Origin of the sequence: Prevotella jejuni (genome assembly GCF_900187995.1) — a bacterium.
In the GTDB taxonomy this organism is placed as follows: Bacteria; Bacteroidota; Bacteroidia; order Bacteroidales; family Bacteroidaceae; genus Prevotella; species Prevotella jejuni.
This window is the reverse complement of record NZ_FZNZ01000023.1, coordinates 1-26,065: the sequence shown is the minus strand read 5'-3', so window position 1 is coordinate 26,065 and position 26,065 is coordinate 1. Positions and strand designations below refer to the sequence as shown.

General features: G+C 43.4%; 19 protein-coding genes. 16 read left to right on the top strand and 3 right to left on the bottom strand.

All coding sequences use genetic code 11. The features are described from left to right. Positions 1-5 precede the first annotated feature (5 nt). Entirely contained in the window at positions 6-680 is a 675-nt protein-coding gene (locus tag CHB62_RS09620; RefSeq protein ID WP_042856249.1) for a 3'-5' exonuclease, read from the bottom strand. Positions 681-783: 103 nt separating this feature from the next. On the opposite strand from CHB62_RS09620, the gene CHB62_RS09615 reads away from it, so the two are divergent. The 5 genes from CHB62_RS09615 to CHB62_RS09595 all read left to right on the top strand — a co-directional run bounded on the left by CHB62_RS09615 (position 784) and on the right by CHB62_RS09595 (position 9,862). After that, positions 784-3,246, top strand: a complete 2,463-nt coding sequence (locus tag CHB62_RS09615; RefSeq protein WP_089366661.1) for an FtsK/SpoIIIE family DNA translocase — start codon at positions 784-786, stop codon at positions 3,244-3,246. 154 nt (positions 3,247-3,400) lie between these two features. Continuing rightward, positions 3,401-4,015 carry an outer membrane lipoprotein periplasmic chaperone LolA1 gene (gene lolA1, locus CHB62_RS09610; protein WP_089366660.1) on the top strand — a complete coding sequence of 205 codons (615 nt, stop codon included), beginning with the start codon at positions 3,401-3,403 and terminating at the stop codon, positions 4,013-4,015. Continuing rightward, a complete protein-coding gene (locus tag CHB62_RS09605; protein WP_089366659.1) occupies positions 4,016-5,515 on the top strand; it encodes a DUF5687 family protein in 1,500 nt (499 codons plus the stop codon). Positions 5,516-6,020: 505 nt separating this feature from the next. Then, positions 6,021-7,310 carry a serine--tRNA ligase gene (gene serS / locus CHB62_RS09600; RefSeq protein ID WP_089366658.1) on the top strand — a complete coding sequence of 430 codons (1,290 nt, stop codon included), beginning with the start codon at positions 6,021-6,023 and terminating at the stop codon, positions 7,308-7,310. Between the two features lie 170 nt (positions 7,311-7,480). After that, a complete protein-coding gene (locus tag CHB62_RS09595; protein ID WP_089366657.1) occupies positions 7,481-9,862 on the top strand; it encodes a bifunctional dihydroorotate dehydrogenase B NAD binding subunit/NADPH-dependent glutamate synthase in 2,382 nt (793 codons plus the stop codon). A 274-nt stretch (positions 9,863-10,136) separates the two neighbouring features. Here CHB62_RS09595 and queC read toward each other — a convergent pair whose 3' ends face one another. Further along, positions 10,137-10,793, bottom strand: a complete 657-nt coding sequence (gene queC, locus CHB62_RS09590) for a 7-cyano-7-deazaguanine synthase QueC (protein WP_089366686.1) — start codon at positions 10,791-10,793, stop codon at positions 10,137-10,139. 116 nt (positions 10,794-10,909) lie between these two features. On the opposite strand from queC, the gene CHB62_RS09585 reads away from it, so the two are divergent. From CHB62_RS09585 to CHB62_RS09565, 4 genes are all read left to right on the top strand, one after another. Beyond that, entirely contained in the window at positions 10,910-12,160 is a 1,251-nt protein-coding gene (locus CHB62_RS09585) for a phosphoglycerate kinase (protein ID WP_089366656.1), read from the top strand. A gap of 1,087 nt (positions 12,161-13,247) precedes the next feature. Continuing rightward, positions 13,248-13,868, top strand: coding sequence for a SanA/YdcF family protein (locus CHB62_RS09575; RefSeq protein ID WP_089366654.1), 621 nt, complete (start codon positions 13,248-13,250; stop codon positions 13,866-13,868). A 116-nt stretch (positions 13,869-13,984) separates the two neighbouring features. Further along, entirely contained in the window at positions 13,985-14,362 is a 378-nt protein-coding gene (locus tag CHB62_RS09570) for a LytTR family DNA-binding domain-containing protein (RefSeq protein ID WP_240616303.1), read from the top strand. Next, a complete protein-coding gene (locus CHB62_RS09565; protein ID WP_089366652.1) occupies positions 14,352-15,236 on the top strand; it encodes a hypothetical protein in 885 nt (294 codons plus the stop codon). Before CHB62_RS09570 ends, CHB62_RS09565 begins: the two co-directional genes overlap by 11 nt. A gap of 363 nt (positions 15,237-15,599) precedes the next feature. Here the strand turns inward: CHB62_RS09565 and CHB62_RS09560 are convergent, their stop codons facing one another. Beyond that, entirely contained in the window at positions 15,600-17,144 is a 1,545-nt protein-coding gene (locus CHB62_RS09560; RefSeq protein WP_089366651.1) for an alpha-L-fucosidase, read from the bottom strand. Between the two features lie 253 nt (positions 17,145-17,397). Here CHB62_RS09560 and CHB62_RS09555 point away from each other — a divergent pair, with 253 nt between their 5' ends. The 7 genes from CHB62_RS09555 (at position 17,398) to CHB62_RS09525 (ending at position 25,739) form a co-directional block, all read left to right on the top strand. Then, positions 17,398-18,720 carry an MFS transporter gene (locus tag CHB62_RS09555; protein ID WP_089366650.1) on the top strand — a complete coding sequence of 441 codons (1,323 nt, stop codon included), beginning with the start codon at positions 17,398-17,400 and terminating at the stop codon, positions 18,718-18,720. 47 nt (positions 18,721-18,767) lie between these two features. Continuing rightward, complete coding sequence (gene nagB, locus CHB62_RS09550; protein WP_089366649.1) at positions 18,768-19,556, top strand: glucosamine-6-phosphate deaminase; 789 nt, start codon at positions 18,768-18,770, stop codon at positions 19,554-19,556. Further along, positions 19,556-21,544: a glucosamine-6-phosphate deaminase gene (locus CHB62_RS09545; protein WP_089366648.1), complete on the top strand. Its 1,989-nt coding sequence runs from the start codon at positions 19,556-19,558 to the stop codon at positions 21,542-21,544. The genes nagB and CHB62_RS09545 overlap by 1 nt, the downstream gene beginning before the upstream one ends. Positions 21,545-21,568: 24 nt before the next feature. Then, complete coding sequence (locus tag CHB62_RS09540; RefSeq protein ID WP_089366647.1) at positions 21,569-22,963, top strand: sialidase family protein; 1,395 nt, start codon at positions 21,569-21,571, stop codon at positions 22,961-22,963. After that, the gene (locus CHB62_RS09535) at positions 22,960-24,444 is read left to right on the top strand and encodes a DUF4091 domain-containing protein (RefSeq protein WP_394341642.1); all 1,485 of its coding nucleotides are present in this window, start codon (positions 22,960-22,962) and stop codon (positions 24,442-24,444) included. The genes CHB62_RS09540 and CHB62_RS09535 overlap by 4 nt, the downstream gene beginning before the upstream one ends. 416 nt (positions 24,445-24,860) lie before the next feature. After that, on the top strand, positions 24,861-25,385 hold the full coding sequence (locus tag CHB62_RS09530) for a hypothetical protein (RefSeq protein ID WP_089366645.1): 525 nt from the start codon (positions 24,861-24,863) through the stop codon (positions 25,383-25,385). Positions 25,386-25,406: 21 nt separating this feature from the next. Next, on the top strand, positions 25,407-25,739 hold the full coding sequence (locus tag CHB62_RS09525; RefSeq protein WP_089366644.1) for a hypothetical protein: 333 nt from the start codon (positions 25,407-25,409) through the stop codon (positions 25,737-25,739). Positions 25,740-26,065: the final 326 nt, after the last annotated feature.

Genomic DNA, 26,065 nt, shown 5'->3' with positions numbered 1-26,065 from the left:
ACCTATCATTCTGTTGTCACGTCCGCCTCCTTTTCGCTCTCTTCAACCGCTGGCTTCACCTTTGGAGGTACTACAATGAGCTCGTAATCACCACTGTGTTTTAGTTCGTGTAGCCGCTCGTAGAGTTTAATACACGTCCAAGCATCTGTTGAAGCATAGAGTTTCTGCTTATCATTCAACACCTCGTTCTCCCAATTCGATAGCTGTTCACGTTTTACGATACGCTCATGGAAGACATTGGCATAGAGTTTCTGCAGACTCATATCCTCTATTCCCAAAGATTTGACATAGTCTTGTAGGTCGATGAAATAGCCCGGCTTGAAGTCAAGACGTTGATGCAACATCAGCATATCGTCGCCCAATGAGAGACCAACCTTAGGTACCGTTGTATCTTCAAGGAAACGTTTAATACAATCAGGCACACCTATAAGGTTCAGTCGAAAGAGGAAGCACACCTCATGGTCGCAGGCCTGCAAGAGCGCAACCTTGCGTCGCTGCCCCTTCTTGAAGACAGGACGCGTCTCCGTGTCAATGCCGATGATATCCTTAGAAAGCAGATAATTAACCGCCTTCTCAGCCTCAGCTTCATTCAAGACAACGACAATCTTCCCAGGGAAAGTAACCCTTGGTAACTGTGATATCTTACTTTTATCAAATCGATTGTATATTTTTATACTCATTTCAGATTGCATACTAACTTGCAAAATTAAAAAAAAAGTTTGAAAAACTATGCTTATGTGGCACTTATTTATTACTTTTGCAAGTATAAATGAATAACGATAAATGGCAAAGAAGAAATCAGAACGCAAGAGCAAAACATTCACCGAGGCACTCGGACTAAATAACATTATTAACGACAAGACGGGATTTGTTGTTGGACTCATCCTCCTTTGTGTTGCTATCTATATCTGTGTGGCTTTCTTTAGCTATTTTAATACAGGTGCAGCAGACCAGAGTTTAGTTACCGACTTACGCCCTGGCGAGGTAGAGAACGCTAACAGAGCCTTCCAAAACACTTGTGGTTCATTGGGTGCATTACTGTCATACGGACTCATCTCCCGCTGCTTTGGTATTCCTGCCTTTATCATTCCTGCTTTCATTGCATTGTGTGGTATCCGAATGATGGGTGCCTACAAGAAGCTAAGTCTTATGAAATGGTTCATGGGAATGGCTTTGGTGATGATATGGTCATCTGTAACCTTTGCGAAAGCCCTCACTCCACTGATGGGCAACCAAGTATATAATCCAGGCGGAGACCACGGAGCCTTCTGCGTTCAATACATGGAGAACCTTGTTGGAACGCCTGGTTTGATAGCCATCTTGGTGATTGTGATGTTAGCTTATCTCACCTATCTCACCTCCGAAACAATAACCGTTGTAAGAAAACTGATGAACCCCTTTGGATATATCCGTGATAAGGTGAAGTTCACTGTGGTTCATGATGATAAGGGAGAGAATGTTAATGAAGCATGTGACGAGGAGGCTATCGTTGGAGGAGAGCCTGTAGAGGCGTTAGTATATGACGACCCTACTCGTGCTGAACCTATCGACCTACCGACACAGCCTGCGACAGAACCACAAGAGCTTAACACTCTCTATACGCCAGACAGCAACGAGAAAGCGAAGAAGACAGCAGAGAAAGAAGCACCAGGATTTGAGGTTGAAGAAGAGAAGATTGAGGAGAAGGCAAACAGTAAGACGCTTGCTAACAACAACCTTCCGCTGACCCCTATTAATCCACGTGAACCTTTCACGAGATGGAAATTCCCTTCACTCGACTTACTGAAAGAATATAATTCTGACACGAAGACTAACTACGTTAGCCAAGAGGAGTTAGAAGCTAACAAAGACCGCATCATCAAGGTGTTAAACGACTTTGGTGTACAGATTAGAAGTATCCGTGCGACAGTCGGTCCGACGATTACGCTCTACGAGATAACACCTGCACAGGGTATTAGAATCTCTAAGATTAAAAACCTCGAAGATGATATTGCACTGAGCTTAGCGGCTATCGGCATCCGTATCATTGCTCCTATGCCAGGCAAGGGAACAATAGGTATTGAAGTTCCAAATGCTAAGCCGAACATCGTGTCCATGTTCTCAATCCTAAACTCACGTAAGTTTCAGGAATCAACGATGGAGTTACCGATCGCATTGGGTAAGACTATCACCAATGAGGTGTATATGGTCGACCTTGCCAAGATACCTCACTTGCTCGTTGCGGGTGCTACCGGACAGGGTAAGTCAGTCGGTCTGAACGCTATCATCACCTCCTTACTCTACAAGAAACACCCTAATGAGCTGAAAATAGTACTCGTTGACCCGAAGAAGGTGGAGTTCAGTGTTTACTCTCCGATTGCTAAACCATTCATGGCGGCAGTAGAAGAGAATGAAGACGAGCCTATCATCACAGACGTTCAGAAGGTGGTAAAGACGCTGAAAGGTCTTTGTGTACTGATGGATGAGCGTTATGATCTACTGAAAGCAGCACGTGTCAGAAACATAAGGGAGTACAACCAGAAGTTCCTTAGACACGAACTGAACCCAGAAGAAGGACACGAATACATGCCTTACATCGTGGTTATCATTGATGAGTTTGGTGATTTAATTCTCACTGCAGGCAAGGAAGTGGAAATGCCTATCACACGTATCGCCCAGTTGGCACGTGCCGTCGGTATTCACATGATTATTGCAACACAGCGACCAACGACATCTATCATCACTGGTAACATCAAGGCGAACTTCCCAGGACGTATCGCTTTCCGCGTAGGAGCGATGATGGACTCACGTATTATCCTTGACCGACCTGGTGCACAACAGCTTGTCGGACGTGGTGACATGCTCTATCTTAACGGGGCTGACCCCGTTCGTGTACAGTGTGCCTTTGTCGATACACCAGAAGTAGAGAACATCACGAAGTTTATCGCTAACCAACCAGGACCTGTTCGACCGTTAGAAATCCCAGAACCGCTGTCTGAAGACGAAACTGGTGGAGGCGGTTCACTGGATACACACAACCTTGACCCTCTCTTCGAGGAGGCCGCACGTGCAATTGTTGTCACTCAACAAGGTTCAACAAGTATGATTCAGCGCCGTTTGTCTATCGGTTACAACCGTGCTGGTCGTCTGATGGACCAATTGGAGAAGGCAGGTATCGTGGGTGCTGCTAAGGGTTCAAAACCTCGTGAGGTACTGATAAGCGACGAGGTGAGTCTTGACAATATGCTGACTGTCCTGCGTGGATAAGATGCATCACCAAATTGAGAAGTCTTGCTTATAAAGCCCTATCGCAAACTTGTCAGAACACTCAAAGGTAATAAATGTCTGTAAACAAAAAAGATATATCAACTGACTACGTTTCTATGTAGCAGCAGTTATCAATAATAAAAACAATAAAACGATGAAGCAAATTAAATATTTACTTTTGTTCGCAGCCATCTTTATGGCAAATAGTGTATTCGCACAGAATGCCAATCAGGCTAAGGCTTGTATGGATAAAGCTACAGCCAAAATATCTAATTTAGGTGGGTTTACTGCTCGCTTCGAACTTTCCAGACCCGGTGCCGTTGGTAGGACATCAGGTACTATATCTGTGAAAGGTATTAAGTTTGTGGCTACTACCCCACAGACAACAGTATGGTTTAACGGTACAACACAGTGGTCATACATGAAGTCTACGAATGAGGTGAATGTCTCAACGCCTACCGAAGCACAGCGTCTCTCAATGAACCCTTACGCATTGATGACCTTGTATCGCCAAGGTTACGACCTCTCAATGACCAATGAAGGGGGTGCTTACGTGGTACACATGAAATCAACCAACCCAAAACGTAACATACCAGAGGCCTTTGTGATTGTAAACAAAGCCTATCAGTTGCAGAAAATCAAGATAAAGCAGACTAATAAGTGGACGACAATTACCGTTTCTGGTATTCAGCGTAAGAACCTCTCTGATAATATCTTTACTTTCAATAAGAAAAGTCATCCATCTGCTGAAATCATAGACTTGAGATAAATGACTTACTGGGAGGCTATTCAAATATTGCATAAGCACTTCTACCTGTCTGGTAGGAGAAATAAAATATGGCAAGCCAACAGCGTAGCAAAGTATATTTACTACGTGTTGGCTGTCTTTCTTTATGCTTATCTTGCATGGATAGGATGTGAATTGGCAGACCTCACCATCAATGATAATCTTGGAGGCTACCACTTCATCTACGCCCTGCTGCCGCTATTTCTGTTCATTGATTATCTTTTCAGATATACAACAGACCATCGGTTGCTGATGAATATCCGCCCATATCTACTCTTACCACTACCGAAACATAGCTATACAGACTATCTGATTCTGCGACAACTGATAGTTTTTAAGAATGTGAACCTTCTTTTTATCTGTATTCCCTTTGGTATTAGGACTGTCGTTCCAGAGTTAGGTGCAACAGCTATGATTGGTTATACAGCAGGACTTTATCTCTTTCTACTTATCAACGGACAATTCTTCCAGTTTACGCAAGTGCTGACGGCACGTGGACTGTGGTATTGGCTCATACCGATTCTTACCTATTTATCTATCGTCATCATAACTATCTTCTTCCCTTCTCCACAAGGTTACCTCCACCGTTGGGCAGAGATTGGTAATGCAATGATAAGAGGAGAGATAGGGATATATGCTGTTTTAGCATTGTTACTCATAGGAATGATATTGCTAAATCGTAGCTTCCTTGAACGTCGTATCCGCCAAGAGCAATACACGTCAGAAACTTCTAAAAGCGACAAGAATAATATCAATCTTACTATCTTCGACCGTTTCAATAAAATTGGAGAGTTTCTAAAGATTGAGACTTGGAGTATACTACGCAACAAAAGACTCCGTTTGATATTCTATCTAAACACCTTCGGTATCTTTATATTTAGTCTAATCACAGCCTTTGATCCAGAGAGTGACATGGTAAAGAGTAACGGCTTTCTCTACTATAGCTTTATCGTCTATGGACTAAGTTCGCTCTCAAGAATCATGTGTTATGAAGGGAATTACTACGAATGCCTACTGATGCAACGCAATAGTATCCAAAACCTTTTGCTTGCAAAGTATTATTTTTATACAGCCTTACTATTGATTCCGCTGATCGCCTTCCTCCCTTTAGCTCTAATTGGGAGGATAAGCTTTTGGACAATATTATCCTATGCCCTCTTTGCAGCTGGTGTTGCCTATCGTATTCTATTTCAGATGGCAATATATAATAAGGTGACTTTCTCTATGCAAGCTACCCACACAGGAAAGAATGTAAACACGAATTATATACAACTCATCGTTACGCTCGTTACCATCATCAGTCCTTTCCCAATCACCGCATTAGGTACATGGTGGCTAAACCAACCTATCATCACTAATACCCTCCTCTCCCTCCTTGGCATCTTCTTCATTTCCACCCACCGCCGTTGGCTTATTAGTATCGCCCAAAAGATGAAAGACAACCAATACGACCAACTTGAAGGCTTTCGAAGAAGCAGATAAAACAAGTTACAAGCTGCTGGGACACAAACTCAAGATGCCTACTCCACTAATTTGTAAGAATAGACAACATCCCTCCATACTTGAGAATACTTATCTCTAAGCCCTTAAGGCGATACTCGCCCTACTTACCCTATCCTCAACCCATCAGCATTTTCTTTTCTTTCCCACCGCCCTTTTGCATCATACTGAGACTCATTACAATAATAAAAGTACTAATATTAAAATTAACTTTTGGATGAACAGAGATACCAAATAACAAAGAAAATGAATAAGGTGACAACAGGATAGTTTATAAACCAAGCATAAACAATATTAGAGACAAGCATAAACAATACTATCAAGGGTGCGATTCTCTTAATAGCAAATAGCAACAATCATCAGAAATACAACTATAGCTGATTCAACTCAATGCAGAACAAAATAAGTAATATAAATGTTTTTGACTTATAGAAGTTTTTTCGTAACTTTGCTCTCAGAAACAAATTAAAATAAAGATTAGAACGTTATGCTTACATTAAAGCTCATCAGTGAAGAAACTGAACGCGTCATCAAAGGACTGGAGAAGAAACACTTCAACGGTGCACGCGAGGCAGTTGAGAAAGTATTAGAATATGACCGTCTGCGTCGTGAGACTCAGCAGAAGCTTGACACAAACAAGCAGCAGCAGAATCAACTCTCGAAGCAGATTGGTGGACTGATGAAAGAAGGAAAGAAAGACGAAGCTAATAAAATAAAGGAAGAGGTGGCACTTTTGAAGTCTTCTGACAAAGCTCTCCAAGAGATTATGGATTTGGCTCAGAAAGACATGACCAACGTGTTACTGACGATTCCTAATATCCCTAACGACATCGTACCTGAAGGTAAGGATGCTGAGGACAATGTTGTTGTAAAGGAAGGGGGCGAGAAGCCAAACCTACCTGCTGACGCTTTGTGCCACTGGGACTTGCTAAAGAAGTTTAACTTGGTAGATTTCGACCTCGGTGTAAAGATTACTGGTGCTGGTTTCCCACTCTATATCGGTAAGATGGCACGCTTCCAACGTGCCTTGGAGGCTTTCTTCCTCGATGAAGCTCGTAAGAGTGGCTACTTGGAAGTACAGCCACCATTGGTAGTAAACCAGGATTCTGGACTTGCTACTGGTCAGTTGCCAGATAAGGAGGGACAGATGTATCACGCTAATCTTGACGACCTCTATCTCATCCCAACAGCTGAGGTTCCTGTAACAAATATCTTCCGTGACGAGATTCTCAACGAGCAAGACCTGCCTATCAAGCGCTGTGCCTATTCTGCTTGTTTCCGTCGTGAGGCTGGTAGCTATGGTAAGGACGTACGTGGTTTGAACCGCTTACACCAGTTCGACAAGGTTGAGATTGTACGTATCGACAAGCCAGAGCACTCTTATCAGTCATTGGATGAAATGTTAGACCACGTTGAAGGTCTTTTAAAGAAGCTTGAATTGCCTTATCACATCCTCCGTCTTTGCGGTGGGGACATTAGCTTCACAGCCGCACTCTGCTATGACTTTGAGGTGTGGAGTGCTGCACAAGAGCGTTGGTTGGAGGTATCAAGCGTATCAAACTTCGAAAGCTACCAGGCAAATCGTCTGCATTGTCGTTTCCGTCATGCCGAAGATAAGAAGATTGAACTCTGCCATACATTGAATGGTTCAGCCCTTGCTCTGCCACGTATCGTTGCAGCTATCATCGAGAACAACCAGACCCCAGAGGGTATTCGTGTACCAAAGGTACTCGTTCCATACTGTGGTTTCGAGATGCTCGACGACAAAATGGACTAAAGAATACAGCCCCTCCCCTAACAAGGAGGGGCATCATTACCGCGAACAACTAATTTAAACAAATAAAGTATCTAACCTTATTCTATCTTCATACACCTCTATCCAATTGGATAACACCCATTGTATAAGTGGAATATAGGGACCGTACTTTTCATATCTATTACCACTCCATGAACAAGATTATCCGTAAACAACAGTTTTCAGAGAAGGTTTTCTGCTTAGAAGTAGAAGCACCACTCATTGCACGAAGCTGCCGTCCAGGTAACTTTATCATCGTGCGTGTTGACAACCACAGCGAACGTGTACCTTACACCATTGCGAAATCGGACCCAGTAAAGGGTACGCTCACCATGGTTATCCAAGAGGTAGGACGCTCATCAACAAAGCTTTGCCAGTTGAATGAAGGCGATGAGATTGTTGATATTGTCGGACCACTCGGTACTCCATCCCACATCGAGAACTATGGTACGATTATCTGTGCGGGTGGTGGTATTGGTATTGCCGCCATCCTACCTATCCTTACAGCCTTGAAGCAGGCTGGTAACAGAGTAATCTCTGTCCTCGCCGGTCGTACTAAGGAGTTAGTTATCATGGTAGACGACGTAAAGAAATACTCTGATGAGGTTATCATCATGACCGATGATGGCTCCTACGGAGAGAAAGGTGTCATCACCGTGGGCGTTGAGAAGGTGATACAACGCGAACACGTAGACAAGGTGTTAGCTATCGGACCTCCTATCATGATGAAGTTCACCTCTCTTTTAGCAAAAAAATACGGCATTCCTAACGATGTTTCACTCAATACTATTATGGTGGACGGAACTGGAATGTGTGGTGCTTGCCGCCTTACAATTGGTGGTAAAACCCGCTTTGTCTGCATTGATGGTCCTGAATTCGATGGCGACCTCGTCGACTGGGATGAGATGTTCAAGCGAATGGGGACGTTTAAGGAGATTGAGACCTCCCCCAACCCCTCCGAAGGAGGGGAGTGCCTGGCGGGAAACAAGTCAGAAAAAGAGGCTCAAGGGAAGACAGGAGATAAGAACAACGCAGAAAATGGAGCAGCAAACTGTCAAGAAGAAAACACCTCATCACCTACAGCCCTCCTATCAGAAGATCTGGAGGGAGCCGATTGGCGCACCACGTTACGCAAGGCCCTCAAGCCAAAGGAACGCACAGCTATTGAGCGTGTGAAGATGCCAGAGTTAGATGCAGACTATCGTGCGAAGACCCGTTTAGAGGAGGTAAATATCGGACTAACCCCAGAAATGGCTATGCAAGAGGCTAAACGCTGCCTCGACTGTCCGAAACCTTCTTGCGTAGAGGGCTGTCCTGTAAACATTCACATACCAGACTTCATTAAGAATATAGAGCGTGGCGACTTCCTCGAAGCAGCCAAGATACTCAAGGAAACATCTGCCCTACCAGCCGTATGCGGTCGTGTTTGTCCACAAGAGAAGCAATGTGAGAGCCGTTGTATCCACTTGAAGATGAAGTCACCAGCCGTAGCCATCGGCTATCTTGAGCGTTTCGCAGCCGACTACGAGCGTGAAAGCGGACACATGGCATTGCCAGACGTTGCACCATCCAATGGTATCAAGGTAGCTGTTATCGGTTCTGGTCCTGCAGGCTTAAGCTTTGCTGGCGACATGGCAAAACGTGGCTTCGAGGTTTATGTATTTGAGGCACTGCACGAGATTGGCGGTGTTTTGAAATATGGTATCCCTGAGTTCCGTCTACCAAATAAGATTGTTGATGTCGAAATAGATAATCTTCGTCGCATAGGCGTACACTTCCAGACCGATACTATCGTCGGTAAGACCATCAGTATAGAAGACTTAAAGGAGAAAGGCTTCAAGGGTATCTTCGTTGGTTCAGGTGCCGGATTGCCTAACTTCATGGGTATTCCAGGCGAGAACGCTATCAACATCCTTTCAAGTAACGAGTATCTGACACGTGTAAACCTCATGGACGCAGCCAATCCAGAGACCGATACACCTATTATTATGGGTAAGAAAGTCTTGGTTATCGGTGGTGGTAACACAGCTATGGACTCTTGTCGTACTGCCAAACGATTAGGCGCAGACGTCACACTTGTCTATCGTCGTTCTGAAGCCGAGATGCCTGCACGTCTTGAAGAGGTGAAACATGCTAAAGAAGAGGGTATCAACTTCCTCACTCTTCATAATCCACAGGAATATAAGGCAGATGAGAAGGGCCGCGTATGTGCCGCTGTCTTAGACGTAATGAAACTCGGAGAACCAGACGCAAGCGGACGCTGCCGACCTGAATTGACTGGTGAGACCGTCACTGTTGAGTGCGATCAGGTCATCGTTGCTGTAGGTGTATCACCTAATCCATTGGTACCTAAGTCTGTAAAGGGACTTGAATTAGGTCGCAAAGACACCATTGTTGTCAACGACCAGATGCAGAGTTCGCAGCCAGAAATCTTTGCTGGTGGTGACATCGTACGTGGTGGTGCAACTGTCATCCTTGCTATGGGAGACGGAAGAAGAGCTGCGGCAAATATGGCAGAACAACTATTAACTTAATCCCAACAGGGGATAAATAACGAGACGAGGGTGTGTCAAACCAGACGCATCCTCGTTTTTTTTAGTAACAAGCAAGATCTTTGTAAAAACAATCGCTCCTTATAGTAAAAAGGTAGACCCTTTTTGCGAAAAAGGTCAACCCTTTTGCCAAAAAAGGTAGACCTTTTTGCTGACAGGGTAAGTATGAGGATACAAAAAGAGGGACGTCCTTATTATGGCACATCCCCTTTTTATTTTTAGCAATCAAAGGATAAGCAGCAACAGCCAAATGCTGTTAATCCTCACTATAAACAGTCGGGTCCTTCACTCCCGCCGCTTCAAAGGCTTCTCTACGTTCTACACACGTACCACACTTACCACAGTGTACGTCGCTACCCTTATAGCAACTCCAAGTCTTAGCATAGTCAATTCCCAACGCAGCACCACGTGCCACGATTTCAGCCTTAGTAATCTCCGTATAAGGAGCCTCAACACAAACCTTCACAAAAGTGCCCGCCTCCGTAGCACCATTCATCGCATTGATAAACTCAGGACGGCAGTCAGGATAAATGGTATGGTCGCCACCATGGTTAGCAATATACACACGCTTCAACTCATGACTCTCAGCAATACCCGTCGCTATCGCAAGCATAATACCATTACGGAAAGGAACAACCGTCGATTTCATATTCTCCTCCGCATAATGTCCCTCTGGAATAGCCTCAGCACCATCAAGTAGCGAACTCTTAAAATACTCGTGCATAAACGACAAAGGGATAGTAATATGCGGGATACCCAACTTCTCACAATGATACTGAGCATAAGGCAGTTCCTTAGACCCGTGATTCTGACCATAGTCGAAAGAGATAGCCAAGGCGATAGTCTCCGCCTTATCATAAAGCAACGTAATGGAGTCTAACCCACCACTAACAATAATAACCGAATCTTTCATTACCATCTTATTTTTCTGCAAATATACAAAAAAGATAGTGTTTGATTTCACCAATCCATTAAAAATTAGTATTTTTGCCACAAGGAAATAATAACATTACAAATAATAAAGAACAAATGAAAATTAACGATTTTAACTTCGCAGGACATAAAGCTATCGTCCGCGTAGACTTCAATGTGCCTTTGGATGAGAAGGGCCACGTAACTGACGACACACGTATCCGTGGTGCTCTGCCAACACTAAAGAAGATATTGGCCGACGGTGGCGCCCTCATTATGATGAGCCACATGGGTAAGCCAAAGGGAAAGGTAAAGCCAGAGCTCTCATTGAGCCAGATTGTTAAGAACGTAAGTGATGCTCTTGGTGTCGAGGTTAAGTTCGCTAAGGACGCTGGTAACGCTGAGGCTGAGGCTGCTGCACTAAAGCCAGGCGAGGCTCTCTTGCTTGAGAACCTTCGTTACTACCCAGAAGAGGAAGGCAAACCAGTAGGTGTTGAGAAGGGTACACCAGAGTATGACGCTGCAAAGGCAGAGATGAAGGATCGTCAGAAGGACTTCGCTAAGAAGCTCGCTTCATACGCTGACGTATATGTAAACGACGCCTTCGGTACAGCTCACCGCAAGCATGCATCTACAGCAGTTATCGCTGACTATTTCGATGCAGACCACAAGATGTTAGGCTACCTCATGGAGAAAGAGGTTACAGCTATCAATAACGTATTGAAGAACGCTCAGCATCCATTCACCGCTATCATCGGTGGTTCAAAGGTAAGCTCTAAGCTCGGTGTAATCAAGAACCTCCTCGACAAGGTAGACAACCTTATCATCGGCGGTGGTATGGGTTATACCTTCATCAAGGCACAGGGTGGTAAGATTGGTAAGTCTCTCCACGAGGACGACTTGATGCCAGAGGCATTGAACGTAATCGCTGCTGCTAAGGAGAAGGGCGTAAACCTTTCACTCTCAGTAGCCACTGTTTGCGGTAAAGACTTCTCTAACGACACTGAGCGCAAGGTATTCCCTATCGACCAGATTCCTGATGAGTGGGAAGGTATGGACGCATCAGAGGAGAGCATCGAGGCATGGAAGAAGATTATCCTCGCTTCTAAGACAATCCTTTGGAACGGTCCTGTAGGCGTGTTCGAGTTGGAGAACTTCGCTAAGGGTACTGGTGAGATTGCTAAGGCTGTAGCACAGGCAACTCAGGAGAACGGTGCTTACTCACTCGTTGGTGGTGGTGACTCTGTTGCTGCTGTTAACAAGTTCGGTCTTGCTGACAAGGTTTCATACGTTTCTACTGGTGGTGGTGCTATGCTCGAGGCTATCGAGGGTAAGGTGCTCCCAGGCGTTGCAGCTATCGAGAAGTAAGAGATTTTTCTCTCAAACATACACAAGCCGTTACTTCATCTGAGGTAACGGCTTTTCCTGTATATACGATAGATTCAAACGGATTGGAGTTTGTATTCCCACTGAAGGGAGCAAAGGGTGAAGTGCTGGGTATTTTTTTCTCTCACAGAGCTCACAGAGTTCACGGAGCCTGTTTACTCACGTTTCGAACCCACAGAAGGCCTCCGGCCGACAGAGAGCACAGAGCGTTTCTGCTATCGTTGACAATTTTCTTAATGAGAACGGAACGAAGGGTGAAGTGCAGGGGAATGCTTTCTCTATCTAAACGGAACGAAGGCTAAGAAGGTGGGGAGGTGTTTCTCTCACAGAACAAATTACAGAGGTTAACCCTATTAAATGACAGATAATAGAAGAGAGAACACACAATGGACAGACAAAAAATGTTGGGATATTTCGCTTACAACTTTTCTCTCCATTCAGAAAGGGCGCAGAGATGGGACAAGAAAAGGCCCTTCTTCACTCGAGAACATGCCCTTCTTGCTGACAGAAGACGCCCTTCTTGGAGCAAGAAGGGCGTCTTCTTTAATGCTATTCATAACATACTGATTTATTGAATATTATATATGCTACTGCAAGACATATCCTTCACCATCTAAGAGAATATTTAGCTAACACGCATGTAAAGTTTTTTTGCTATCTTATTAATTCTCTCAAAATATGGCGTGATTGCCGAGATACACTATAAGCATGTAAGTGAAAACAAAAGAGTCAGACCCTTCTCTGATAGATAAATGTAAGTTTTGTACACATACAGAACTCACAGAAAGCCAGTTTCTGCCGTTACAAGTGAATTTCCCCCACATATTTTCCCACGAAAAAAAGACTACGCTCAATAATTTATGATGCTCGGCAATGAAGTACAAAGGAATGTTTTATCTAAATAAAGACAAACTACGCTATTTCATACACGCTCACTACCATTTCATCAGCAGGTGGAAGAAAGATGGTGATTGGTAAGAGAGAAAGTATAACTTTGCATCGAGATAATCAGAAAAGGTATCAAGACAAAGTACACTCATACGTAATGATTCAATAAATACATAATCAGATGAAACGAAGAAGACAAATACTTTATTCCTCCATCGCTATCCTTGTCATACTTGTCATCATCATCGCACTATGCAACATCAGTGTTGACAGGAATGCAGAAGGTAGGACATTCAGTAACATCAATGACGTTCCCACTATGCAGACAGCCTTGTTGCTCGGCACTAACCCAAAGACAAGAGACGGTAAAAGACCAAGTTCGTTTTACTTGGCACGTATCAATGCGACAGCAGAACTCTACAAACACGGGAAGTTCAGACAGCTTATCATTAGTGGAGACAGGCGAGAAGGATATGACGAACCACAAACAATGCGCCACGACCTGATAGAAAGGGGTGTGCCAGATAGCATCATCATGATGGACGGACAAGGCTATCGTACCCTGCTGTCTTTGAGGAATAGCAAACAAAATTTCGGTATTCATGACATGATTATCATCTCTCAAAAATGGCACAACGAGCGTAGCATCTTCTTAGCAGACAAGATGAACATTAAAGCAGTGGGTTATAATGCTGATGACGTACGCCATCCGAGGGCTATATGGACACATATAAGGGAGTTGTTGGCAAGAGTTAAACTCTTTATCGACCTGTATGTAACCCATCGAGAAGACTTCTGTTAGTAGCTATTCTAAGGCATTGATTGACTGAAAAGAATAGATTTTCGATACAAAGCAACAAGAGTATAGCTTTTTATTACTACATTTGCAGAAGTATAACAATCTGTTAGCAATAGAGAGTGAAACAGCTGTTAATCATACAAAACGGGAGCACTGAGATGATGCGACTGGCGTTTGACGAGATACTTTATATCCGGTCAGACGGCAACTACTGTGTGATGACGCTTTCAAATGGGGAGGAGTTACAGTTATGGATGAACCTTAAAGCCATCACAGAGCTCATTGATCAACAGATGAGACAACAGGAAATTGTATTTGTAAGGGTGGGTAAACAATATGTTCTCAACCTTCACTATATCTGTAGAATAGACACTAAGAAAGACCAGCTGAGCCTTTGGAGGAAAGAAATACCACAAAAGATAGTACTCAACTCCATCTCTCATAAAGCGCTGCAGCTGCTTGAAGAGGGTATAAAACAAAAGCAGAATGACCTATAATGACGACGATATTCAGTTCTTAGGAGGTGAAGGATTCAAGCCTTCTCAGCCAACAGACAAGCAGCAACCAGCATCCCGCAGATGGTGGAAAGGTCTTGTTCTGCTTGTTATTCTCGTCCTTTCGGCTACAACCTTCTACTTCTGGCAGAAAGCAATGAACCGTACCCTTGCCTTTGACTACCCACTGAGTCGTACGTCAACAGAAGTCATTCGCGATTTAGAGAAGATGCCGACAGACACTTTACAAGGGGTGACAATGAAGGTAGACTCGCTCTATGGCGTGGGTATGAGACTATACGAACTACACGGACTCACGCCTACTCTATCTCGTACGGCCCCTTCTGACAGCGACTCTACCGTCTGTCTTGTCACACATGGCTGGGACTTCTATTGGGATGAAAACCATCAATACAAATACATAGGCGACTTTATCTATCAAGGTAAGGAGTATGCAAGCAACCATAATAAGGCAGGCTTTGTGATTATCGCTGGCGACAAGTGGCAAATAGGTATCGGTCAGGACGATTCCATAAAAGAGTATGTCAAAGCCCACAATGGCAGTATGTTCCGTCAATTTGCACTCGTATCAGCAGGACAAATATGTGAGCGACAGTTTGCCTTAAAGGGTAAGGTGACACGCTGTGCCTTGGCTCGTAAGGCAGGCTCTACGGCCATCTGGTATGTTGAGACAATCCACAATGAGTCGCTCTACGACTTTGCACAAGCCCTTGCCGACTACGGTTTTACCGATGCCATCTATCTGACAGGTGGAAACAACGGCAACACCTTCTATCGCACACCAACTGGTAGCAGCTGTGGAGTGGCTGACTGGAAGGAATACGCAGACAACCTATTGATATTTAAGAAGCAATAATACGGGTTGAGAAGATAAGATTAAGAGTCATTGGAAATAAAAGGAATAAGACAACAGTATCGTAATATAGAAGATTGTCTACTATTCCTACTCCTCTTACTTTGGGCAGCGTATATCAAACGGCACATAATTGTCAACGATATGAGACCTTTGGAATAGGACATAAAAGGATTGAACAAAGGTAAACACAAGAACAGATACTTCTCCATAGATAGACTCACAAGCACCTTGTACATACGCTGTTCGGACGGAAAATGATTGCTATTAACCAATAACACACCAGACTTAAAATAAAAAATGGACGCACACTTTGTACGTCCATTTATTGTATTGCTTGTCTTATTAAGCCTAAGTGGTGGCCGCTTAATCTCTTAATCGGTACAAACCAATCTCAGAGATAGCAGGTACGGCACGCACCTCACTAATGATAAGGCGCACCTCCTTAGCGGTCTCAACAGGGAATTTCAACAAACGCTTATGCCCAACAGTTGTTCCCTCAGTAACTTTCTTCCAATTACCCTTGGCATCCTTTACTTCGAGTAAGAACTTTTCTACACGCTGCCCCTTACGGATATCCTCCTGAACAGACAAGACATTGAAGGTGACAGGTTTGTTCAGTTTAAATGAGAAGACCGCCTTACCGTCCTTCATCTTAGGACGTACAGAGGTGTCATAATTATCATCAATGACATTGCGGCCCTTCCCCTCTGACAGAGAACAAGTAACCTTAGCCTTCGCTAAGAGGTTATCAGTGAAGGTTGTTACATACAACTGGCGGAAACCACGAAGACTTCTCACATCAGCATCAGACAGTCTACCTTCCTTATTAGGAGGGAGATTTAGGAGAAGTACGCCATTCATTCCTACAGAAGTAAAGTAGATATCCATCAACTCCTTTGGAGACTTGACCTTACTGTCCTGTTCCTCATGATAGAACCAACCTGGACGAATAGACACATCAATCTCAGCTGGATACCAGACGAGCGACTTTGCCTTCTCAATCTTCTTGCGACTACCAAGGTCCTGACCCATCATATCGCCAACAGGTGCCGTCAGCACCTCCTGCTGTGAGTTCTTCGCAATAGCATCCTGGTCGAGATTATCCTTAGGCACAACACTCCATTCCATCTCACGACCACGTCCTGTCTCTGTTCCAACCCAACGTACATCAGGTCCCATAACAGCTATCACGGCCTCAGGCTGTAGCTTACGGATAAGCTCATACCAACGTACAAAGTCATACACCTGCTTCTTACCGTTTGGACCCTCACCACAAGCACCATCAAACCAGACCTCGCTTATCTTACCATATTGCGTAAGCAATTCTGTCAACTGCTTAACAAAGAAATCATTATAAGCGTCGGTTCCATACAACGGAGAATTACGGTCCCAAGGAGAAAGGTAAACACCAAATTCCATACCATACTTCTTACAAGCATCGCTCACCTCACGGACGACATCACCCTTACCATTCTTCCAAGGCGAGTGTTTAACGCTATGCTCCGTATAAGCCGATGGCCACAAACAGAAACCATCGTGGTGTTTACAAGTAAGGATGGCACACTTGAAGCCTGCAGCCTTTAACTCACGTATCCACTGGTCTGCATCAAGGTTGGTAGGATTGAAGATAGCAGGCGACTCCTTGCCATCTCCCCACTCTCTACCAGTATAGGTATTAACACCATAGTGCAAGAAAGCAGTAAGCTCCTGACGCTGCCAATTGAACTGACGAGCAGAAGGAACAACATTTGCAGCCTTACGAACAATATCTGAAGGAGAGTCAGTCGGGTTAATCACAACAACATTCTGTTCCTGAGCATGAACCGTTGAAAGAACTACCGGCGAGAATAATAAGCTTGTACAAGCTATCGTTGCCTTAAAAAGATGGGAATAAGAATTCAGCCACATAATTATAGGTAATGATTTATAAACGTATTTTTTTATTCTATGCAAATTTAATTATTTTCATTGAAAATACCAAATACGCATACAATAAAAAGCGTTTATAAGCGTTATAAATACAATAGTTAGAATTAAGGGAGTGCAGTTCTCATAACAAGAGGTTCATCTCATTGGTAAATTAAAGTTAAATTTAACCTTTTAGATAAGTAAAACCACCTCTTCAACTGTTACTTTCTTTAGAAAATCATAGATAAAGAAAATGAGTCTAAACCCTAAGAACCTAAAAGAAGAAAATAAAAAGCTGCATAGTCCTGCAACATGGGTTCCTACGCTTTATTTCGCCATGGGTATGCCTTTCGTCGTACTTAACATGGTATGTACATTAATGTATAAAGGAATGGGAGTATCTGATGGGCAGATAGCCTTTTGGACATCTCTTATCATGCTTCCATGGACCTTGAAACCACTATGGAGTCCGTTCTTAGAGATCTATAAGACAAAGAAGTTCTTTGTTGTATTGACACAGCTGCTTACAGGTGTGCTTTTTGCCTTAGTAGCCTTTGCCCTTCATCTTCCTTTCTTCTTCCCTGTTACAATAGCGATACTTGCGGTTATTGCTATGAGCGGCGCTACGCACGATATTGCTGCGGACGGAACCTATATGTCTGTGCTCTCAAATGAAGAGCAAGCAAGGTGGATCGGCTGGCAAGGAGCTTTCTATAACATTGCGAAGATAGCAGCTACAGGTGGGTTGGTCTACCTTGCTGGTACGTTTATTGAGCATTTCGGTGTAACAAAAGCATGGATGTTTATCATGCTCATTATCGCTACTATCATGATAGTGATTGGTTGTTACCACTTCGTCATCCTACCAAATCCAAAGAAGGCTACAACAGATTCGCCCAAATCACTAAACGAGTCATTAGTAGAACTGGTAGAGGTATTTGTCGATTTCTTTAAGAAAAGACACATTATATATTATATATTCTTCATTATCCTCTATCGTTTTGCAGAGGGTTTCGTTATGAAGATAGTTCCTCTCTTCCTTAAAGCGTCACGTGCTGACCAAGGTTTAGGATTGAGCGAACAAGAGATTGGACTCTGCTATGGTACCTTCGGTGCTGCAGCCTTTGTTATTGGCTCTATCCTTGCAGGCTATTACATTGCTTGGAGAGGGTTGCAGAAGAGTCTCTTCTCACTTGCATTGGTATTCAACATCCCATTCATAGCTTATACATTCTTAGCTATCTATCAGCCAGAGAGCCTTTGGTTGATTGGTGGTGCCATTGTAATGGAATACTTTGGGTATGGTTTCGGCTTTGTTGGACTCTCCCTCTTTATGATGCAACAGATAGCACCAGGCAAACATCAGATGGCTCATTATGCCTTTGCAAGTGGTATCATGAACTTAGGAGTGATGTTGCCAGGTATGCTGAGTGGGGTTTTCAGTGATATTTTAGGTTATCGCCGCTTCTTTATCTTCGTATTGATATGTACCATCCCAGCCTTACTGGTTACATGGTTCGTACCATTCACCCATCCAGACAAGACGAAGAAAGAGAAGTCAGAAGCACAAGAATAGAATTAATAACATAATAAACCAAAACATAATAATTAAAACCAAAGAGTATGAGATTAATCATAGAACCTAATTACGAGAAGTTATCTAAATGGGCAGCAAACTACGTTATTGAGCGTATCAATGCTGCTAAGAATCAAGACAAGCCTTTTGTACTCGGTTTGCCAACTGGTTCTTCACCAGAGGGCATGTATGCTGAGTTGGTAAAGGCATATAAAGAAGAGAGAGTAAGCTTCAAGAATGTTGTTACATTCAACATGGATGAGTATGTTGGACTACCTGAGAGCCATCCACAGAGTTATCATTCATTCATGGCAGAAAACCTCTTCAATCATATTGACTGCCCAAAGGAGAATATTCATATATTAAATGGTAATGCAGAGAACCTCGAAGCAGAGTGCCAGCACTATGAGGAGATGATTCGTGAAGCAGGTGGTATCGACCTCTTCTTGGGTGGTATCGGTCCTGATGGTCATATCGCCTTCAACGAGCCAGGTTCGTCTCTTCGCTCACGTACTCGCGTCAAGACATTGACTTCAGATACACGTATTGCAAACTCACGTTTCTTTGACAATGACCCTAACAAGGTTCCTGTACATGCACTGACAGTAGGTGTTGGTACTGTAATGGATGCCAAGGAAGTATTGATTCTTGTAAATGGTCATAACAAGGCAGAGGCTTTGCGCGCAGCCGTAGAAGGTCCGCTCACACAGAAGTGGACAATCAGTGCATTGCAGATGCACGAGCACGGCATCATTGTTTGTGATGAAAGTGCAACAGACAAACTAACAGTAGAAACATACAAATACTTTAAAGACATAGAAAAGGAGAACTTGTAATGAAACTGAATCTAAGTTCACAAATCGTACTCAATCAAATACCTGAGGAGTTTTATCGTCCTGCAACAGCTATCGAACGCTCTGAGATAACACGCTTTGAGAAACTTCCTACAGATATCTTCCCAACTATTGAGGAAGGAACTATCGACATTGCTAATCATCTTGAGGCTGATATCAAGAAGAGAGAGCAGGAAGGAAGGAAGTATGTTATGGGCGTTGGCTCTGGCTCTTCGCTCACTCCTATCTTCCAAGAGCTTATCAAGCGTCATCAGGAGGGCAAGTTAAGTTTCAAGAATGTTGTTATCTTCAATGCATACGAGTACTTCCCACTGAGCGTAGAGAACGTAAACCGCAGTATCAACCAGCTTAAAGATCGATTCTTAAATCATATTGATATTGATGCCGAGAACATCTTTACACCAGATGGTACTATCACTCAGGACGATGTACAGGAACATTGCCGTCAGTATGAACAGCATATTAAGGAGTTAGGTGGCCTTGATGTCATCCTTTTAGGTATTGGCCGTATGGGTAACATCGCTACCAATGAACCAGGTTCAAGCATTACCTCAGCTTCACGTCTTATCTTGATTGACGAGACTTCACGTGAGGAGATGAAAATGAGCTTTGGTTCTCAGGAGTCTGTACCTCCATGTTCTATCACCATGGGCGTCAGCACTATCCTCGCAGCACGTAAGATATACCTTACAGCATGGGGCGAAGAGAAGGCAGACATTATTAAGAAGACTGTTGAAGGTAAGGTTAGTGACGCTGTCCCAGCATCTTTCTTGCAGACACATAACGATGCACATGTTGTTATAGACCTCTCTGCTGCAGCTAAACTAACACGTATTCAGCACCCTTGGCTCGTAGCATCATGCAAATGGACAGACAAGTTGGTACGCTCTGCACTGGTTTGGCTCTGCCAGATTACAGGTAAGCCACTTCTCAAGTTGACCAACAAGGACTACAATGAGAATGGTCTTAGCGAACTCCTTGCACTCTATGGTTCAGCATACAATGCTAACATCAAGATTTTCAATGACCTCCAGCATACTATCACAGGTTGGCCAGGTGGTAAGCCAGATGCTGACGACACCTATCGTCCAGAACGTGCTAATCCATTCCCAAAGAGAGTGATTGTATTCTCTCCACACCCTGACGATGATGTTATCTCAATGGGTGGTACCCTCCGCCGCTTGGTACAGCAGGGACATGATGTCCACGTAGCTTACGAGACATCAGGCAACATCGCTGTAGGTGATGAGGAGGTTGTACGCTTCATGCACTTCATCAACGGTTTCAACCAGCTCTTTATCAACAGCCAAGATGAGGTTATCAAGTCTAAGTACAAAGAGATTAAGGAATTCTTGAAGAACAAGAAGGAAGGAGACATCGACTCACAGGATATCCGTACCATCAAGGGACTTATCCGTCGTGGTGAGGCTCGTACCGCTTCTACTTTCAACCAGATTCCACTCGACCATGTTCATTTCCTCGACCTTCCTTTCTATGAGTCTGGTAAGATTGAGAAGCTTCCAATGGGCGAAGCTGACGTGAATATTGTAAGAGAACTTATTTCTAAGGTTAAGCCACATCAGATTTATGTAGCTGGTGACTTGGCTGACCCACACGGTACTCACCGTAAGTGTACAGATGCTGTACTTGCTGCTATCGACCTTGAGAAGGAAGCTAAGGCAGAGTGGTTGAAGGACTGCCGTGTATGGATGTATCGTGGTGCATGGGCAGAATGGGAAATTGAGAACATCGAAATGTGTGTTCCTATCAGTCCTGAGGAGCTGCGTGCAAAACGTAACTCAATCCTCAAGCATCAGAGTCAGATGGAGAGTGCACCATTCCTTGGCAATGACGAACGTCTCTTCTGGCAGCGTTCAGAAGACCGCAACCGTGCTACTGCTAAGCTTTATGATGACTTAGGCTTAGCTTGCTACGAGGCAATGGAGGCATTTGTAGAGTATAAGTTTTAGTATTAATTCGCCTAATCACGATTAATGTATAAAAAGATCTTATTAACTGTTTACCTCTGTATCTCACTCTTACAAGTAGGTGCAGTAGGAATAAACAAGAACAACAATATCAAGAACGATGATGGTTTTACCACCATCGTTTTTGATAGAGCGAACAGCCCAGTGCCTTACCGTATCCCAGCCATTACTGAGACACGTAAGGGTACACTGTTAGCTGCTTGCGACTTCCGCCTTAGTCATACCGATGTGGGATGGAACAATAGAAATGGTTTGTGGCAGATAAACATTGTCATGAAGACGAGTAAGGACTTTGGTAAGACTTGGTCTGACACTGTTTGCGTGGCACGAGGTAACGAACATGCGGCCGACCCCGTCCGTACTGCGTTCGGTGATCCAAGCATCATTGCTGACCGTACGTCAGACAATGTGCTCCTTCATTGTGTAGCTGGTAAGAGTGCCTACCAAACAGCTACTCGGCAGAACCCGCAGCATGCTTACTTCTTCCATAGTACTGATGGTGGTAAGACATGGGACAATGGAACAGATCTTACCGAGATGATTCATGGTCTCTACGATGGAAAGCTACCTAATGGTGGTAATCCAGATGGTATCTTCCTCACATCAGGTAAGATTATGCAGAGCCGTTACATCCGTAATGGCAAGTTCTATCGCCTTTACATCGCACATCCTATCCGTCAGAAAGGTGTTGACCGTTGCGGTACTTTCGTTATCTATTCTGATGACTTCGGTCACACATGGCACGTCTTAGGTACTCCTTCAAAGGCTCCTTCTATTGCACAGGACGAGTCAAAGGTTGAGGAGATGCCAGATGGTAGTGTATTACTTAGCTGCCGTGACGTTTATGGAGGCCGACGCTTCAACATCTATACTTACAAAGATGCTGCGAAGGCTACAGGTAGCTGGGGAGAAGAGGTTATGCCACAGAATATGACAGGCAAGCAAGTAAATGCCTGCAATGGCGGTATTTTGATTGTTCCTGCAAAGAGAATAGCTGACGGTAAGAAGCTTTTTGTTGCCCTTCAGTCAGTTCCACTCAGTGCACGTCGTGACAGTGTCGGTTTCTTCTATAAGGAGTTAGCATCCTACGCAGACTACTCTACTGCCCAAACATTAGGTAGTAACTGGAAGAAAGGTTTACGAGTAACCGACGAATCTTCCTGCTACTCAACAATGGTACTTATGAAGAACCAGCGCATAGGCTTCCTCTATGAGGTACGCGGACAGAATGACGGCTATGACATTGAGTTCAAAAGTCTGTCATTGAAGGCGATTACTAATGGAGAATATGACATTCTTCCTTACGTTGATCGTTCTAAGTACATGGTCGATGCAGCTAAGGCACATCAGACCAAAGCACCACTTGCTGTAAAAAAAAAGCAAGTGAAAAGAAAGAAATAACAGCCTGGAAAGGCGAACGTATCGGACTTGAGTTCTCATTACCAGAGATGGTAAAGGGCAACTTAAAACTATCAATGAGCTGTAGCAATCGACTCCTGTCGACTGCTACAGCTCATTTTCTTTCTGCCGTTATCACCGATGACTTCCAAAACTGTGGTAATCACCCTGATTCCTTACAAACTTGGCTCATGCCCGATATCATTGGTGACGACAGCATAAAGGCCGACGATCCAATGTATAGCAAGTCTGCTTGGTGCACAATTGAGATTCCTCAGAACATTAAAGCAGGGTCCTACAAATTAAACTTATTGCTACAGCAAGACGGTAAGACTGTCAGCAACATCCCATTCACCATAAAAGTACTCAATCGCAGGCTCTCCCTCTCTGATAACTTCCACCTCAATTTCTGGCACCAACCCTACGCTGTTAGTAGATATTATGGTGTCGCACCTTGGAGCCAAGCACATCTTGACATCCTCCGACCTTATATGCAGCTGCTTGCACGTGCTGGACAACGCAATGCCTCAGCTATCCTCTTTTACGAACCTTGGGGCGTACAGAGCAATGACAAGTTCGATGCAATGATTGAGACGACACGAAAAACGGACGGAACATGGTCGTATGACTATACAGCCTTCGACCGTTGGATTTCGTTCCTCGACTCTTGTGGAATCAATGGAGATATCAATTGTTTCTCAATGGTGCCTTGGGACATGACTTTCACCTATTATGACGAAGCCTCAAAAAGCTATAAGGAACTAAAAACAACAACCAACAGCAAAGAATACAGCGACATGTGGATTCCATTCCTACGTTCCTTTGCTGACCACCAGAAGCAGAGAGGTTGGTTTGACAGAACTGTCATTGCAATGGACGAACGCGCCCTCGATGCTATGCAAGATGCCTATCGCATTGCGCAGGAGGCTGCACCGGGTATTAAGATGTCGTTAGCAGGAAACTACCACAAGGAACTTGTCGACAAGATCTATGATTACTGTATTGCTTGGAAGCAACAGTTCACGCCAGAAGACCTTGCTTTGAGAAATTCGAAAGGTTGGATTAGCACCTCCTACACGGCTTGTCCTGATGCAATGCCAAATGTGGGTAGCAACAACGAACCAATTGAAGCAACCTACCTCCCACTCTATTGCCTTGCTAATGGCTTCAATGGTTTCCTTCGCTGGGCATGGATGAATTGGACAGAAAACCCTATGTACGACAGCCGCTTTAAGCTGTTCACACCAGGCGACACCTACATCGTATATCCTGGAATGCACTCAAGCCGTCGTTTTGAACATATCATAAGAGGTGTACAAAACGTTGCCAAGATTGAAACACTACGCAAGGAATATAAACAACAGAAGAACTTGAAGGCCTTACAACAGTTAGAGGAAACGCTCTCCCTATTCATGAATCCAACACCTAACGAGGCTGAATTAAAAGGAAACATAGAAAAGATGGAATATCTACTCAATAGATAAACATAATAAGGAGAGACTCCTCATTATACGTTGTGATAAAGTTCAAATAGAGTAAGGAGGAATTTCTCGATACTACTATATTACGAATATATTCATTTCCTGTCATTTATAACATTTCAAGTAAACCGATTATAAACTTACAAACTTAGTGTCTACATGAGATAATAGAGATGACAGGAAACGTTGTCTTTAAGGGGATTGCCCAGTCAGCAGCACATTGAGAGACAGAGTTAATATCCTTCACAAACGGTTCTGCCCTATACAATAAAAGAAAACAATATTCCTTTCAATCTATTAAATAACGTCAAATGGACAAAAGGAGGGACCATCTTACATCAAAAAAGACCTATTTAGATTGCTCATCTGTAGGAACTTTCATACCTTTGTAGCAAATAAACAACTTATTAAATAACCAAATGGAAGACAAATTAGTTTCTAAACACATATTGGATGCAAGCCAATATGTAGGGAAAGGAAAATGGAAGGGAGTTATACAAGGTTGGGTTGTATTCCTTATTATTTATGGCATTACACGCATACCAAACGTACAGCAAGCCATGTTAGACTTTGCTAATTCGATGAAAGGTGTAGCCTGGCTCTCATCTGGAGTAAACTTTATGATTCACGGTCTCTGGATAATTGCAATTCTTTTAGTAATAGGAACGCTGATAAAATGGAAAGAGAAACAACCCTTCATGGAGTTACATATCTACGAGGATGGCATCGGCTTTGTAACAATGTTTGGTAAACTGGAACGTGTTGACCACAATAAGGTTTATTTCCACTACGGAAAATATCAAAAGACCATATTTATTGATTGTGCTGTATTGGGTATATCTGCCCATAACATTCCATGGGAGTACTTCTCACAGGCCGATGTTCTACACAAGAACCTTGAGCGTTATGCAAACTGGAACATGAATAAGTATCAAAAGAACTAACCTTCGTATCATCATACACAAATGGAGATAAACACATATTACATAATGGCTGCACTTGTTATCTTGTGCGCAATCATAGCAATAGTCATAGGGGTATGGTACAATATCAACTACGGAAAGTTTACACCAAAGATTGAGATCTTTTCAGATGGGACTGGTCGTATGCTCTTCCTTGGTGTCTCTGAACGCTGCAAGAAGCAGATGGTTCGTTTCAACGCAGAGTATCAAGTTGGACAAATCATCAATTATCAAGGAAAGAAATATGTCATAGAAGAAATCAAGCCTATTACTACAATAGACGCCAAATACCTTGGTCCACGTCATGGCCTTGCTGCTTACTTGGAAAGAGCATAACCCTTAACAAGTGAAAATCGAGTAGAAAGAAAACAAATCCCTTCCTTTCTACTCGATTATTGTTTTCTATCTATACTTTTATAGTCCTTTTATTTATTCCTCTTATGGGATAGGGTTATAAGCGACAAAAGTGTTTTCCTCAGATAAATTAGGATTCTTCCGTTAAATGTGTGGACTCTTTTCGTAGTGCTTTAACGTAAGAGCCAAAGTTACTCATTAAACAAAAATATAGCTGAGACAGTCAACTATCTATCCTATTTTCATCCTCTTTCATTGAAAATCTTTTCGTTTTAAGACTTCGAAAATCTGCAGACAAGGGTTTGAAA